General features: G+C 71.0%; 13 protein-coding genes, 1 pseudogene and 1 riboswitch. Of the genes and pseudogenes, 1 reads left to right on the top strand and 13 read right to left on the bottom strand.

Annotation, left to right across the window (positions count from 1 at the left end; translation table 11 throughout):
• Nucleotides 1-80: 80 nt before the first annotated feature.
• The 7 genes from DXZ73_RS30040 to rpsB form a co-directional block, all read right to left on the bottom strand.
• On the bottom strand, nt 81-1,166 hold the full coding sequence (locus DXZ73_RS30040; protein ID WP_116215954.1) for a thiamine ABC transporter substrate-binding protein: 1,086 nt from the start codon (nt 1,164-1,166) through the stop codon (nt 81-83).
• Nucleotides 1,161-1,265: riboswitch (TPP riboswitch) on the bottom strand. Its footprint overlaps the gene before it by 6 nt.
• A 69-nt stretch (nt 1,266-1,334) precedes the next feature.
• On the bottom strand, nt 1,335-2,441 hold the full coding sequence (gene rlmN / locus DXZ73_RS30035) for a 23S rRNA (adenine(2503)-C(2))-methyltransferase RlmN (RefSeq protein ID WP_116214132.1): 1,107 nt from the start codon (nt 2,439-2,441) through the stop codon (nt 1,335-1,337).
• A gap of 88 nt (nt 2,442-2,529) precedes the next feature.
• On the bottom strand, nt 2,530-3,651 hold the full coding sequence (locus DXZ73_RS30030) for a phosphatidate cytidylyltransferase (RefSeq protein WP_116214131.1): 1,122 nt from the start codon (nt 3,649-3,651) through the stop codon (nt 2,530-2,532).
• On the bottom strand, nt 3,651-4,208 hold the full coding sequence (gene frr / locus DXZ73_RS30025; protein ID WP_116214130.1) for a ribosome recycling factor: 558 nt from the start codon (nt 4,206-4,208) through the stop codon (nt 3,651-3,653). Before frr ends, DXZ73_RS30030 begins: the two co-directional genes overlap by 1 nt.
• Before the next feature lie 170 nt (nt 4,209-4,378).
• On the bottom strand, nt 4,379-5,158 hold the full coding sequence (gene pyrH / locus DXZ73_RS30020) for a UMP kinase (protein ID WP_116214129.1): 780 nt from the start codon (nt 5,156-5,158) through the stop codon (nt 4,379-4,381).
• A gap of 163 nt (nt 5,159-5,321) precedes the next feature.
• A complete protein-coding gene (tsf, locus tag DXZ73_RS30015) occupies nt 5,322-6,158 on the bottom strand; it encodes a translation elongation factor Ts (RefSeq protein WP_116214128.1) in 837 nt (278 codons plus the stop codon).
• A gap of 96 nt (nt 6,159-6,254) precedes the next feature.
• Complete coding sequence (rpsB, locus tag DXZ73_RS30010; RefSeq protein WP_116214127.1) at nt 6,255-7,112, bottom strand: 30S ribosomal protein S2; 858 nt, start codon at nt 7,110-7,112, stop codon at nt 6,255-6,257.
• 314 nt (nt 7,113-7,426) lie between these two features.
• Between rpsB and DXZ73_RS40660 the strand changes: the two are divergent.
• Nucleotides 7,427-7,951, top strand: a pseudogene (locus tag DXZ73_RS40660) (peptidoglycan DD-metalloendopeptidase family protein); the annotation flags it as partial.
• A 150-nt stretch (nt 7,952-8,101) separates the two neighbouring features.
• On the opposite strand, the gene DXZ73_RS30000 reads toward DXZ73_RS40660, so the two are convergent.
• The 6 genes from DXZ73_RS30000 to DXZ73_RS29975 form a co-directional block, all read right to left on the bottom strand.
• Nucleotides 8,102-8,659 carry a TetR/AcrR family transcriptional regulator gene (locus DXZ73_RS30000; RefSeq protein WP_116214126.1) on the bottom strand — a complete coding sequence of 186 codons (558 nt, stop codon included), beginning with the start codon at nt 8,657-8,659 and terminating at the stop codon, nt 8,102-8,104.
• Nucleotides 8,660-8,838: 179 nt separating this feature from the next.
• Nucleotides 8,839-9,675, bottom strand: a complete 837-nt coding sequence (gene whiG / locus DXZ73_RS29995) for an RNA polymerase sigma factor WhiG (protein ID WP_116214125.1) — start codon at nt 9,673-9,675, stop codon at nt 8,839-8,841.
• A gap of 270 nt (nt 9,676-9,945) precedes the next feature.
• The gene (gene dprA / locus DXZ73_RS29990; RefSeq protein WP_116214124.1) at nt 9,946-11,280 is read right to left on the bottom strand and encodes a DNA-processing protein DprA; all 1,335 of its coding nucleotides are present in this window, start codon (nt 11,278-11,280) and stop codon (nt 9,946-9,948) included.
• Nucleotides 11,280-12,899 carry a YifB family Mg chelatase-like AAA ATPase gene (locus tag DXZ73_RS29985; protein ID WP_116214123.1) on the bottom strand — a complete coding sequence of 540 codons (1,620 nt, stop codon included), beginning with the start codon at nt 12,897-12,899 and terminating at the stop codon, nt 11,280-11,282. Before DXZ73_RS29985 ends, dprA begins: the two co-directional genes overlap by 1 nt.
• Nucleotides 12,899-13,219, bottom strand: coding sequence for a YraN family protein (locus DXZ73_RS29980; protein WP_240351813.1), 321 nt, complete (start codon nt 13,217-13,219; stop codon nt 12,899-12,901). Before DXZ73_RS29980 ends, DXZ73_RS29985 begins: the two co-directional genes overlap by 1 nt.
• A gap of 238 nt (nt 13,220-13,457) precedes the next feature.
• Nucleotides 13,458-13,766 (bottom strand): DUF2469 domain-containing protein, encoded by a 309-nt coding sequence (locus DXZ73_RS29975; protein WP_009714730.1) that lies wholly within the window; start codon nt 13,764-13,766, stop codon nt 13,458-13,460.
• Nucleotides 13,767-13,782 lie beyond the last annotated feature (16 nt).

Genomic DNA, 13,782 nt, shown 5'->3' with positions numbered 1-13,782 from the left:
CCGCACCGCCGTCCGCCGGAGGTGCTGCCGGGACCGCCCGGAGGCCGTCCGGGGGCCCTGCGGCGGCTTCCCCGTTACGTCTACTTCAGGACGATCGAGGACCATGCCTTGATCCACTGGTCGCGGTTCTTGGCGATCTTCTCCGGCGCGAGGGTCGCGGGGTCGGTGACCTTCGCGCCGTACTTGGTGAACAGGCCGGGCAGCGCGGCGTCCTGGGCGGCGGGGTTGACGAACATGGTGAGCGGCATGTCCTCCTGGAACTTCTTGCTCAGCAGGAAGTCGATCAGCGCCTTGCCGCCCTCGGTGTTCTTCGCGCCGGACAGCAGTCCGGCGAATTCGATCTGCCGGAAGCACGTGCCGGTCGCGACCCCGGTCGGGGCCTCCTTCGGCTCGGGCTTCACATCCATCACCTCGGCGGGCGGGCTGGAGGCGTAGGAGACGACCAGCGGCTTGTCGCCCTTGGTCTTGCGGCCTGCGGCGGAGCCGGAGAAGCGCTGGTTGTACGCCTGCTCCCAGCCGTCGACCACCTCGACGCCGTTGGCCTTGAGCTTCTTCCAGTAGTCCTGCCAGCCGTCGTCGCCGTACTTGGCGATGCTGCCGAGCTGGAAGGCGAGCCCGGGGGACGACGTGGCGGAGTTCTCCGTGACGAGGAGGTTCTTGTACTCCGGCTTGATCAGGTCGTCGAAGGACTGCGGCGGGGCCAGCTTGTGGTCGGCGAAGTACGCGCGGTCGTAGTTGACGCAGATGTCGCCGCTGTCGATCGGGGTGACCCGGTGCTGCGCGGCGTCGGCCTGGAGGGCCTTGGGGACCCGGTCCAGGCCCTTGGCCTCGTACGGCGTGAAGAGGTCCTTGTCGAGCGCGCGCGACAGGAGGGTGTTGTCGACGCCGAAGAAGACATCGCCCTGCGGGTGCTTCGCGGAGAGGATCGCCTGGTTGACGGCCGTTCCGGCGTCACCGCTCTTGAGCACCTTGACGGTGTAGCCGCTCTGCTTCTCGAACTCCTTGAGCACGCCGTCCGAGACCTGGAAGGAGTCGTGCGAGACGAGGGTGACGGTCTTGCCGCCGTCGGCCGCCTCGGAGCCGCCGGAGCCGCAGGCGGCGAGCGCGGGCAGGCCGAGCGCGACGGCGGCGGCCGCGCCGAGGGCACGCCGGAGATTGGTGTTCATGATGAGCTGACTCCCTACGCCGGTATGACCCGGATCAGGTCCGAGGGTCTGCGGCCCGTGCCGCACTCTCAGCGCTTTCGCGCTCCCCTGTCGGATTGTTCATTTGTACGTTCGCTTGTGCGCTCGTATGCGCGAAGGCACCGTATCAGTGCCGCCGCGGGGCCGCTCTCAGCGCTCGGCCGCCGCCAGCTGTCCGCAGGCGCCGTCGATCTCCTGGCCACGGGTGTCGCGGACGGTCACCGGCACGCCGTGCGCGGCGATCGCCGCGACGAACGCCCGCTCGTCCTCCGGGCGGGAGGCCGTCCACTTCGACCCCGGGGTGGGGTTGAGCGGGATGAGGTTGACGTGCACGCGCTTGCCCTTGAGGAGCCGGCCGAGCAGGTCACCGCGCCACGCCTGGTCGTTGATGTCGCGGATCAGGGCGTACTCGATGGAGATGCGGCGGCCCGACTTCTCCGCGTACTCCCAGGCGGCGTCGAGGACCTCGCGGACCTTCCAGCGGGTGTTGACCGGCACCAGGGTGTCGCGCAGCTCGTCGTCGGGGGCGTGCAGCGAGACCGCGAGGCGGCACTTGAAGCCCTCGTCGGCGAAGCGGTGCATCGCGGGGACCAGGCCGACGGTGGAGACGGTGATGCCCCGCTGGGAGAGGCCGAGGCCGTCGGGCTCGGGGTCGGTGAGCCGGCGGATGGCGCCGACGACCCGCTTGTAGTTGGCGAGCGGCTCGCCCATGCCCATGAAGACGATGTTGGACAGGCGGGCGGCACCGCCCGGCACCTCGCCGTCGCGCAGCGCGCGCATGCCGTCCACGATCTGGTGCACGATCTCGGCGGTCGACAGGTTGCGGTCCAGACCGGCCTGGCCCGTGGCGCAGAACGGGCAGTTCATCCCGCAGCCGGCCTGGGAGCTGATGCACATGGTGACCCGGTCGGGGTAGCGCATCAGCACCGACTCCACGAGCTTGCCGTCGTGCAGCCGCCAGAGGGTCTTGCGGGTGGTGTCGTCGTCGCACGAGATGTGTCGGACGACCTTCATCAGCTCCGGCAGCAGCTCGGACGCGAGCTTCTCGCGGGCGGCGGCGGGGATGTCGGTCCATGCCGCGGGGTCGTGCGCGTACCGGGCGAAGTAGTGCTGCGACAGCTGCTTCGCACGGAACGGCTTCTCGCCGATCGCGGCAACCGCCTCGCGGCGCTCGGCGGGCGAGAGGTCGGCAAGGTGCCGCGGGGGCAGCTTGGCCCCGCGCGGCGCGACGAAAGTGAGTTCTCCAGGTGCAGGCATGGTCCTACCAGTGTCGCAGACGCGCGGAGAGGGGCCCGCCGTCCTGTGGACAACGAACCCCTCACCGAAGAAAGCGCAGGCCGGAGCCCTAAGCGCTGCCGACGAAGACCACCATCAGCAACCACACCACGGGTGCGGTCGGCAGCAGCGAGTCCAGCCGGTCCATGATCCCGCCGTGGCCGGGCAGCAGCGCGCCCATGTCCTTGATGCCGAGGTCGCGCTTGATCATGGACTCGCCGAGGTCGCCCAGCGTGGCGCTGGCCGCGACGGCGAGACCGAGCAGCAGTCCCTGCCACCACTTGCCGCCGTCGATCAGGAAGTGCATGCACAGCGCGCCCGCCACCATGGCGAAGAGCACGGCGCCCAGCAGGCCCTCGCGCGTCTTGCCGGGGCTGATGCGCGGCGCGAGCTTGCGCTTGCCGAACTTCCAGCCCACCGCGTACGCACCGGTGTCGCTGACGACCGTGAGGATCAGGAAGGTGAGCACCCGCCACGCGCCGTCGCCCGCGGCCAGCATCAGGGCCACGAACGTGGCCAGGAACGGCACGTAGAACGCGGCGAAGATACCCGCCGTGACATCCCTGAGGTAGTCGTCCGGAGGCTCCGACATCCGCCACACGAGCACGGCGAGCGCGGTGAAGGCCATGGCCACCCACGCGCCCTCGGCGCCCCTCGCGTAACCGGCGATGACCATGGCGGCGCCGCCGAGCGCGAGCGGCACCAGGGGGGCCTTGACGGCCTTCCGCTCGGCGAGGCGGGACGTCAGCTCCCACAGCCCGACGACGACGGCGACGACGATCACGCCGAGGAAGACGGGCTTGTAGATGAACAGGGAGGCGAGGATGACCGCGCCGAGGCCCAGTCCCACCCCTATCGCGGCCCGAAGATCTCGGCCGGCGCTCTTCTTGCCGGCCTTGGGTGCCTGGGGGGATGCAGGCTCCGGGGCAGACTCCTGGGGCCGGATGTCGGGCTCCTGTTCATCACGGAACAGGGGGCCGCGCAGGTGGGCGGCCCCCTCGTCACGGTCGTCCTGGTCTCCGCCTGAGGGGGGCACGATGGGCATGGGCCGAGTCTGCGCCGCGACGCCCGCCTCGTGCACAGGACCCGCCGAACCCGGGCGCACGTCCCCTCCGAGCGAGGGGGAGGGTCCGCGGTCGGTGGACCCCCAGTACCCGGCGCTCGGCGGGGCTCCCCAGGATGTGTCGTTCATCAGACCTCGAGGAGCTCGGCTTCCTTGTGCTTGAGCAGCTCGTCCACCTGCGCGACGTACTTCGCGGTGGTGTCGTCGAGCTCCTTCTCCGCGCGGCGCACCTCGTCCTCGCCGGACTCCTTGTCCTTGACGAGCTTGTCGAGGGCGTCCTTGGCCTTGCGGCGGATGGCGCGGATCGAGATCTTCGCGTCCTCGCCCTTGGTACGGGCCACCTTGATGTAATCGCGGCGGCGCTCCTCGGTCAGCTCGGGGAACGTCACTCGGATGATGTTGCCGTCGTTGCTCGGGTTGACACCGAGGTCCGAGTCGCGGATGGCCTGCTCGATGTTGCGCAGTGCGCTCTTGTCGAAGGGCGTCACCACAGCCATGCGCGGCTCCGGCACCGAGAAGGACGCCAGCTGGTTGATCGGCGTCAGCGCACCGTAGTAGTCGGCCACGATCTTGTTGAACATCGCGGGGTGCGCACGCCCGGTGCGAATCGCCGCGAAGTCCTCCTTGGCGACCACAACGGCCTTCTCCATCTTCTCCTCGGCCTCGAGGAGGATCTCTTCGATCACCACTTGCTCCTGGTGTTATCAGTAAGCAGAGCCTCGCCCCTGCGCGCGTCTTCTCCTGCACGGTGTCCGACCGGCAGGCAGTTGTCCATCCCCGTGCCGGGGTCTTCCCACGGCACGGTGTTGCCGTCCCTGTGCGGCGTGATCGCCCAGGACGGCGGTTGTCCGGGCCGTCAGGCCCGCGTGCTCTGGTCGCTCACGAGCGTGCCGATCTTCTCACCCTTGACCGCACGCGCGATGTTGCCCTCGGCGAGCAGCTCGAAGACGAGGATCGGCACCTTGTTGTCCATGCACAGGGAGATGGCGGTGGCGTCGGCGACCTTGAGGCCGCGGGACAGCACCTCGCTGTACTCGAGAGCGTCGAACTTCACCGCGTCGGGGTTCTTCTTCGGGTCGGAGTCGTAGACCCCGTCGACGCCGTTCTTGCCCATCAGGATCGCCTCGGCGTGGATCTCCAGGGCGCGCTGGGCGGCGGTGGTGTCGGTGGAGAAGTAGGGCATGCCCATGCCGGCGCCGAAGATGACGACGCGGCCCTTCTCCAGGTGGCGCACCGCGCGCAGCGGGATGAACGGCTCGGCGACCTGGCCCATGGTGATGCCGGTCTGCACCCGCGTCTCGACGCCTTCCTTGACCAGGAAGTCCTGGAGGGCGAGGGAGTTCATGACGGTGCCGAGCATGCCCATGTAGTCCGAGCGGGCACGGTCCATGCCGCGCTGCTGGAGCTCGGCGCCGCGGAAGAAGTTGCCGCCGCCGATGACGACGGCGATCTCGTAGCCGTCGCGGACGACTGCCGCGATCTCGCGAGCGATGGCGTGCACGACATCGGGGTCGACACCGAGGCCCCCGCCGCCGGCGAATGCCTCGCCGGACAGTTTCAGCATAAACCGACGGCGTTTGCCGTGGTCAGCGTTTTTGTCGTCGGCTGCCGGCCGGGCGTCCGCACCCTGATTCATTGGAGATCTCCTCGTGCACATACGAAGAAGGCCATTGCCGGATGGGTCTTTATCAGATCCCTGTACGGCAATGGCCTCCTCGTCACATCAGCGGCCGACCGGTGAAGGGTCGGCTGCGTACGACCCTAGCGGGTCGCAGGTCATTCGCTGCCCTGCTGACGGCTCAGGCGCCGACGCGGATGCGCGAGAAGCGCTTCAGCTTGACACCGGCCTCGTCCAGAATCTTCTGGACGGTCTTCTTGTTGTCCTTGGCGAACGCCTGCTCGAGAACGGAGTTCTCCTTGACGAAGCCGGTGACGCGACCCTCGATGATCTTCGGCAGGGCGGCCTCGGGCTTGCCCTCCTCGCGGGCGGTGGCCTCGGCGACGCGGCGCTCGTTCTCGAGCACGTCGGCCGGGATGTCCTCGCGGGAGAGGAACTTCGGCGCGAACGCGGCGATGTGCTGCGCGATGTCCTTGGCGACCTCGGCGTTGTCCTTGTCGAGCTCGACCAGGACGCCGACCTGCGGCGGCAGGTCCGCGGCGGTGCGGTGCATGTACGCGGAGACGTAGCCGTCGGCGAACTGCGCGAAGCGGTCGACGACGATCTTCTCACCGAGGGTGGCGTTGGCCTCGTCCACGAACGCCTGGACGGTCTTGCCGGCCTCGATCTCGGACGCCATGAGCGCCTCGAGGTCCGCCGGAGCGGTCTTGGCGACGTGGGCGGCCAGCGTCTCGGCGACGGCGACGAACTTCTCGCCCTTGGCGACGAAGTCGGTCTCGCACTTCAGCTCGACGAGCACACCGGAGGTGTTGTCGTCGGCGATGACCGAGACGACGGCACCGTTCGAGGTGGTGCGGCTCTCGCGCTTGGCCACGCCCTTCAGGCCCTTGACGCGAACGATCTCGACGGCCTTGTCCAGGTCGCCGGCCGCCTCGTCCAGCGCCTTCTTGCAGTCCATCATGCCGGCGCCGGTGAGCTCACGGAGCTTCTTGACGTCAGCGGCGGTGAAGTTCGCCATGGTGAATCTCTCTCGGAAGTCGTTGTGACTACGGGTGCACGACGGGGGCGGCGCTGGTCGCGCCGGCCCCCGCCGTCATCTACCGCGACTGAGTTGTCAGGCCTGCTCGGCGTCCGCGGCCGGCTTCTCGGCCTCGGCGGCGGGGGCCTCGGCCGGAGCCTCGGTCTCGTCAGCCTTCTTCTCGCCCTCGAGCAGGTCGCGCTCCCACTCGGCGAGCGGCTCGCCGGCGGCCTTGTCGGCCTTGGCGTCACCGGTGGCGGCACCGGAACGGGCGATGAGGCCCTCGGCGACGGCGTCGGCGATCACGCGGGTGAGCAGCGTGACGGAGCGGATCGCGTCGTCGTTGCCCGGGATCTTGTAGTCGACCTCGTCGGGGTCGCAGTTGGTGTCGAGGATCGCGACGACCGGGATGCGCAGCTTGCGCGCCTCACCGACGGCGATGTGCTCCTTCTTGGTGTCCACGATCCAGACGGCGCTGGGCACCTTCTGCATCTCGCGGATACCGCCGAGGGTCTTCTCGAGCTTGGTCTTCTCGCGGGAGAGGACGAGCAGCTCCTTCTTGGTGAGGCCGGAGGCGGCCACATCCTCGAAGTCGATGAGCTCGAGCTCCTTCAGGCGCTGGAGGCGCTTGTAGACGGTCGAGAAGTTGGTGAGCATGCCGCCCAGCCAGCGCTGGTTGACGTACGGCATCCCGACGCGGGTCGCCTGCTCGGCGATGGCCTCCTGGGCCTGCTTCTTCGTGCCGACGAACATGATGGAGCCACCGTGCGCGACGGTCTCCTTGACGAACTCGTAGGCGCGGTCGATGTACGACAGCGACTGGAGCAGGTCGATGATGTAGATGCCGTTGCGCTCCGTGAAGATGAAACGCTTCATCTTCGGGTTCCAACGACGGGTCTGGTGACCGAAGTGGACGCCGCTCTCCAGCAGCTCCCGCATCGTGACGACGGCCATGGCCGCGCTCCTTGAAATACTCGGTTCCACGGCGGCCGGGCGGCCGCCGCTCCTGACGCCCCGACGTGTCCGCCGTGGAAGGCACCCTTGCGAGGAACCGTTCCGCGGACCGAGAGACACGGCCACCGGGCTGCCCGAAAGGGACTGACGCGCCGGTAGCGGGGCGTGCGAAGTCGATCCGGTGACCCGGATCGCCATGAGAAGTGTACGGGACCCGGGAAGGCCCGGGTGACGACGTTGTGCACAACCCGCGAGTAGTCCACAGATCCTGGTCAAGATCCCCACGAATCGGCGGGGTGGGCCACGGTTCTCGCATGCGATCTCTCACGCGGCACCTCCGGCGGCGTTCCCCAGGCGTGGGCGCGGCGACGCCCGGCGCCTTACTGACCGTGACCATGCTCGTCGCATGCGTCACACACCTCACTTGGGTCCCGCGCTCCACGCCCGCGGACCCGGCCACCACCGCCGTCGTGGCCGCCACCGCCACAGGCCCTCCCGGGGCGGGCGGGGCCGGAGGCGACCGGGCGTGGCCGGTCACCGGGGCACGCGGGGGCCGCCCCGTGGTCGTACGGGCGTGGGACCCGCCGCCGAAGCCCTGGGCGGCGGGCCACCGCGGAGTGGATCTCGACACCCGGGCGGGGCAGCCGGTGCGCGCGGCCGCCCCCGGGACGGTGTCCTTCGCCGGCACGGTCGCCGGGCGGGGAGTCGTGGCCGTCGCCCTGGCCGGGACGGGCGATCCACCGCTGCGGATCACCTACGAACCGGTGCGGCCGGCCGTCCACGAGGGGGATCGGGTGGCCGCCGGGCAGCCGGTGGGCACCGTGCAGGCGGGCCCCTTCCACTGTCCGGCGGACTGTCTGCACTGGGGGCTGCTCCGCGGGGAGACCTATCTCGATCCCCTGACGCTGCTGCCGCCGTGGATGCTGCGCCGCCCGCCGTCCCGGCTGCTGCCGCTCACCGGCCCGCTCGGGCCGCCGGTCGCGGGAGCGTCAGCCCCGGACCCCGCGCAGGGCCATGGACACGGCCGCCTCGGTGATGCGGTGCGGCTCCTCGGCCGCGCCGAGCTCGATGCGGCGGACCGCCGCGTCCACCACTCCCTGGAGGAGCATCGCGGCGAGGCGGGGCTGCTCATGGCCGAGGGCGACGAGGGCCTCGACCACCATGGTCACCAGCCCGCCGTGCGCGGCGCGGATCTTCTCGCGCGCGCCGGAGTCCAGCTCACCCGCGGAGATGGCGACCACGGCGCGGTGACGCCGGTCGCCGACGAGCGCCAGCTGCTGCCGCACATACGCCTCGATCTTCGCCTCGGGCGTCTCCGCGCGCTCCATGGCGGCCTCGACCTCGGCCGCCCAGACGGGGAAGTCGACGGCGCACAGCTCCTCGACGACCGCGGCCCGCGAACGGAAGTACTCATAGACCGAGGACCGTGCCAGCCCGGTGCGCTCGGCCAGCGCGGGGAAGGTCAAGGCCTCCGTACCGCCTTCGGACAGCAGGGAACGTGCGGCGTCCAGCAGGGCGTCGCGCTGCATCGTCCGGTGCTCGGCCACTGAGGCCGCTCGAATCCTGGGCACGGCTCCACTTTACGGATATCCGCCGACCGGGACGACGCCGACGGCACGTTTCCCCGCGGGGCGGCGTTCCGGCGGGCCCGCGACGACCGGGGCGAGCGCGCGGAGCGGCGTGAAGGGAGGGCCCGTCGGGGTCCGGTGGTGGTCGGCAGGCGCGGTCAGCGTCCTATGTCCGCCAGTTTCGCCCTCAGCTGGAGGACCGACTTGGTGTGGATCTGGCTGACCCGGCTCTCCGTGACGCCGAGCACATGGCCGATCTCGGCCAGGGTGAGGCCCTCGTAGTAATAGAGCGTGACCACCGTCTTCTCCCGCTCGGGAAGGGTGTTGATCGCGCGGGCGAGCAGCCTGCGCAGCTCGCGGTCCTCGGCCACCTCGACGGGGTCGTCCGCGGCGGTGTCCTCGAGCGTGTCCATCAGGCTCAGCCGCTCACCGCCCTCGGCGCCGACGTGCAGCAGGTCCTCCAGGGCCACGACGTTGGCCAGCGACAACTGGCTGAAGACGCTGTGCAGTTCCTCGACGGCGATGCCCATCTCCGCCGCCACCTCGGCTTCCGAGGGCGTGCGGCGCAGCGCCGCCTCCAAGGTGGCGTACGCGCGCTCGACGGCACGCGCTTTCTGGCGGACCGAGCGCGGGATCCAGTCCAGGGCCCGCAATTCGTCGATCATCGCCCCGCGGATGCGGGTGATGGCATAGGTCTCGAACTTGATCTCTCGCGTGGGGTCGAACTTCTCGATGGCGTCGATGAGTCCGAAGACCCCGGAGGAAACAAAGTCCGCCTGCTCGACATTGGGCGGCAGACCGACGCTGACCCGCCCCGCCACATACTTCACCAGCGGCGAGTAGTGGAGGATCAATTGCTCCCGCAGCCGGTCGTCGCCCGAGGCCTTGTACGACCGCCACAGCTCATCGAGCGTCGAGGGTGCGGGAGGGCGCACGGGCCCGCGTGCTGCGGGCGGTGCCGCCGCGCGATCGGACCCGGAGGTGTGCTGGGGCATTCGTCGTCTTGAGCCGTTCTGCTGTGACGTGAATGGAGACGTGACGTGAATGGGGATGTGAATGGAGTGGTACGAATGGCTGGATTCCCGTGAGCGTAGCGTGACTGACGCGCTGCGGTGCGCGAGGAGAGCCCCTTCGGTCGATATGCGGATAGGTTCCACTGGCCGCGCTCCCGGAGTCCGACTGCCGGATCGCCCGGCGGCCGCGGCGGGTTGGCCGTATCGGCTCCCGCGGTCACCCCCTTAACCCTTTCACCCGATCGCCCCAGGTCAAGAACCGCCTCGCCGCACGGACGGGCGCCGTCCGGGGGGCTTGGTGGTGCCGGATGTTGACGTCGGGCCCGCCAACTTCCAGTGATCACCGGAGCGTTCGACGAAGCCGAGGGCCTGGAGTTCATGGAGCCCGCGGAGGGTCCGGTCCCGGTCCCGGCAGGCGTTGCGGGCGACGAGGTCGCGGTCGCCGCCGGGCCCTCCGGGCACCGCTTCGAGCACCGCGGTCAGCGCGGGGGTGAGCAGGTCCCGGGGCACGACGGGGCCGCGCCGCTCGGGGGCGAGCTCGCCCATGCCACCGACCAGCTCGGCGATCTCGGCGGCGTCGGTGACCAGGCACGCGTCCTCGCGCAGGAGTTCATGGACACCTGCCGAGAGCCCCGAGGTGACCGGGCCGGGAACGCCCATCGTGTGCCGCCCCAGCTCCCGGGCGCGCCGCGCCGTGACCAGGGATCCGCTGCGGTACTGCGCCTCCACGACCACCGTCCCGCGCGTCAACGCCGCGATGACACGGTTGCGCAGGACGAAGCGGCTGCGCGTCGGGTGGCCGCCGGGCGGCAACTCGGCCAGCACCAGACCCTGTTCCGCGATCCGGCCGATCAACTCGGCGTGCCCGCGTGGATAGGGCACGTCCACCCCGCACGCCAGCACCGCGACGGTCGCGCCGCCGGCGGCGAGCGCTCCCCGGTGCGCCGCGCCGTCCACCCCGTGGGCGGCCCCCGAGACCACCACCCAGCCGAGCTCGGCGAGCCCGGCGCCGAGGGTGGCCGAGACATGGGAGCCGTAGTCGGTGCAGGCCCGGGCGCCGACGACGGCGACGGACCGCAGGGCCCACAGCCGGAGGTTGGCCTCGCCCCGCACCCAGAGGCCGACGGGGCGGGCGTCACCGAGGTCGTTCAGCTGCCCCGGCCACTCCCGGTCGCCCGGGCAGAGGAAGCGGCCGCCCAGCCCGGCGACGGTGCCGAGATCGCGACGGGGGTCGAGCGTCGACGCCCGCGCCCGGCACCCCGCGAGCCGTTCCTTCCCCGCGCCCGGGGGCGGCGGTCCCGCTCCGGTCAGCCCCCGCATCAGCCCCTCGGCACCGAGCTCCCGCAGCCAGCGCCCCACTCGCTCGTCCCCCGGTTCGGTGAGCCGCGTCAGCGCCACGCGCGCGAGCCGCTCCCCGAGGCCGGGTGCGCGGTCCCCGGGCGGCTCGGGTCCGGGAGTCCCGGTCCGGGAGCCCCCGGCGTCGGGGGCGGCCCTGCCCCGGGTGCCGCTTCCGGACCGTGGCCCGCCCGCGCCTCCGGAGCCGCCTCCGTCCTCGGGCCCCTCCCCCGTTCTCCGGCGCCCGCGCATCACCTCGCTCCCGCCTCGGCCGGGACCCCCCGGGTGAAGCCGGTGCGCAGATGGAGGGCCTGCGCCACGTCCTCCGCATCCGGGCGGTCGTGTCCGGCGAGGTCGGCGACGGTCCAGGCGACCCTGAGGACCCGGTCGAGGCCCCGGGCCGTCAGCAGGCCGCACTCCATGTCGCGTTCGGCTTCCTTGAGGGCTCCGGGCAGGGGGTGCCATCGGCTGCGCAGCTCGTGGCCCGGCATCTCACCGTTGGTGCTCCACGGGGTGGCCCGGTACCGGGCGGCGGCCCGCTCCCGTGCCTCGCGCACGCGCGCGGCCACCGTCTCGGTGTTCTCCGCCGCCCCGTCCCTGCCGGTCAGTTCGGCCCGGGTCACCGCCTCCACCCTGACCCGCAGGTCGACCCGGTCCAGCAACGGGCCCGACAGCCTGGCCTGATAGCGGCGGATCGCGGTCGGCGAGCACTCGCACTCCTCCCCCAGCTGCGAGTGCCGGCCACAAGGACAGGGATTCGCGGCCATGGCCAGGAGGAACCGCGCGGGCATCTGCATCATCCCCGCCGAGCGGGCCACCACGACGTGACCGGACTCGAGCGGCTGTCTCAGGGCGTCCAGCGCCCGGCCGCTGAACTCCGGTGCCTCGTCGAGGAACAGCACGCCCCTGTGGGCCAGGGACACCGCGCCGGGGCGCGGCAGGCCGTTGCCGCCGCCCACGAGGGCCGCCATCGTCGCCGAGTGGTGGGGCGCGCAGTACGGCGGAGCGTGCACCAGTGGCTTGCCGGGTGGCAGGACGCCGGCGACGGAGTGCACCGCCGTGACCTCCAGGGCCTCCTGGGACGTCAGCGGTGGCAACAGGCCTGGCAGCCGCTCCGCCAGCATCGTCTTGCCCGCTCCCGGCGGCCCCTTGAGGTAGAGGTGGTGACCGCCCGCGGCCGCGACCTCCAGGGCCTTGCGGGCCAGGTGCTGGCCCGCGACCTCGGCCAGGTCGGGGACGTGGAGCGCGGCGCCGACCCCGCAGAGCACCCCGGTCCCGATCCCGGCCCCGGCCACCGACAGCCCCGCCAGCGTCGGGTCGGGACGCCCGTCCTCGATCGGTTCCTCCTCCGGCACGGGTTCGTCCGAGAGGACCGCGATCAGCTGGCGCAGGCTGCGGACGCCGAGGACCGAGACCTCGGGCACCAGGGACGCCTCCGCGGCCGTCTGCTCGGCGACGACCACCTGGCGGTAGCCCGCGTCGGCGGCGGCGAGCACCGCGGGCAGGACGCCGCGGACCGGCCGGACCCGGCCGTCAAGGCCGAGCTCGCCGATCATCACCAGGTCGGCGATCTGGCGTGGGTCGATCCGCTCGGCGGCGCCCAGGACCGCGCAGGCCACCGCGAGGTCGAAGCCGCTGCCGCCCTTGGGGACCGACGCCGGGCTGAGCCCCACCGTCAGCTTCTTCTGCGGCCACTCCGCACCGGAGTTCACCACGGCCGAGCGGACCCTGTCGCGGCTCTCCTGGAGGCTCTTGTCCGGCAGGCCGACCAGGGTGAAGGCGGCGATGCCCGGTTCCAGGCCGGCCTGGACCTCGACCAGGACGCCCTCGACCCCGACCAGGGCCACCGAGCACGTGCGGGCGAATCCCATCACGCCACCCCCTTGGCGTGCTCCACGGAGGGCGCTCCCCGGTCGGGGACGACCACGCCCACGAGGTCGATCCGCACCCCGCCCGGCGGCGGTCCCCCGTTCCGCTCCAGCCATCGCCCGGCGAGCCTGCGCAGCCGGTCGGCCTTCCCGGTCCGCACCGCCGCCATCGGGTGTTCGTAGGGGCCCGCGCGCCGGGTCTTCACCTCGCAGACCACCAGGGCGTCACCATCGGACGCGACGATGTCGATCTCGCCGTCCCGGCAGCGCCAATTGCGGTCCAGGATCCTTATCCCGGCCTCCGTGAGCCGGCGCACCGCCAGCTCCTCGCCGTAGCGGCCGAGCGCCTGTCGCGCGAAGCCCTCGGACGATCCGGCCGACCCCGAAGGCCCCGCCGATCCCGCCGATCCCGCCGCCGTGAAAGAACTCCCCGGCCCCGCCTTTCCCGCTGATCCCGCCGACCGCTCCGGTCGAAGCATGGTCACCACCTCCGGCACCGACTGTGCCGCGACCACGCCCCATTGTTGGATCTTGGTGGATAACCCGCCGGTTGTGGATAACTCAGCCACCCGGGAGGTCGAGATCGCTCTTGTTGAGCTCCTCGATGTTCACGTCCTTGAAGGTGAGCACCCGCACCTGTTTGACGAAGCGCGCCGGCCGGTACATGTCCCACACCCAGGCGTCGGCCATCGAGACCTCGAAGAAGACCTCGCCCTGGACGGAGTGCACCTGCATCTCATAGTCATTGGTGAGGTAGAAGCGCCGCTCGGTCTCGATCACGTATTTGAACAGACCGACGACATCGCGGTACTCCCGGTAGAGCTTCAGCTCCATCTCGGTCTCGTACTTCTCGAGGTCCTCGGCGCTCATGGCATGTTCCCCTTCA

The organism is Streptoverticillium olivoreticuli subsp. olivoreticuli, assembly GCF_003391135.1.
Lineage (GTDB): Bacteria > Actinomycetota > Actinomycetes > Streptomycetales > Streptomycetaceae > Streptomyces > Streptomyces blastmyceticus.
This window is presented reverse-complemented; position numbering and strand designations above follow the sequence as displayed.

What these genes read in the sequence shown, in the direction of transcription:
- tsf (WP_116214128.1), bottom strand. Translation starts at nt 6,158, where the DNA reads ATGGCGAACTTCACCGCCGCTGACGTCAAGAAGCTCCGTGAGCTCACC.
- DXZ73_RS30040 (WP_116215954.1), bottom strand. Translation starts at nt 1,166, where the DNA reads ATGAACACCAATCTCCGGCGTGCCCTCGGCGCGGCCGCCGCCGTCGCG.
- DXZ73_RS29975 (WP_009714730.1), bottom strand. Translation starts at nt 13,766, where the DNA reads ATGAGCGCCGAGGACCTCGAGAAGTACGAGACCGAGATGGAGCTGAAG.
- whiG (WP_116214125.1), bottom strand. Translation starts at nt 9,675, where the DNA reads ATGCCCCAGCACACCTCCGGGTCCGATCGCGCGGCGGCACCGCCCGCA.
- pyrH (WP_116214129.1), bottom strand. Translation starts at nt 5,158, where the DNA reads ATGAATCAGGGTGCGGACGCCCGGCCGGCAGCCGACGACAAAAACGCT.
- rpsB (WP_116214127.1), bottom strand. Translation starts at nt 7,112, where the DNA reads ATGGCCGTCGTCACGATGCGGGAGCTGCTGGAGAGCGGCGTCCACTTC.
- dprA (WP_116214124.1), bottom strand. Translation starts at nt 11,280, where the DNA reads ATGCGCGGGCGCCGGAGAACGGGGGAGGGGCCCGAGGACGGAGGCGGC.
- DXZ73_RS29985 (WP_116214123.1), bottom strand. Translation starts at nt 12,899, where the DNA reads ATGGGATTCGCCCGCACGTGCTCGGTGGCCCTGGTCGGGGTCGAGGGC.
- DXZ73_RS30030 (WP_116214131.1), bottom strand. Translation starts at nt 3,651, where the DNA reads ATGAACGACACATCCTGGGGAGCCCCGCCGAGCGCCGGGTACTGGGGG.
- rlmN (WP_116214132.1), bottom strand. Translation starts at nt 2,441, where the DNA reads ATGCCTGCACCTGGAGAACTCACTTTCGTCGCGCCGCGCGGGGCCAAG.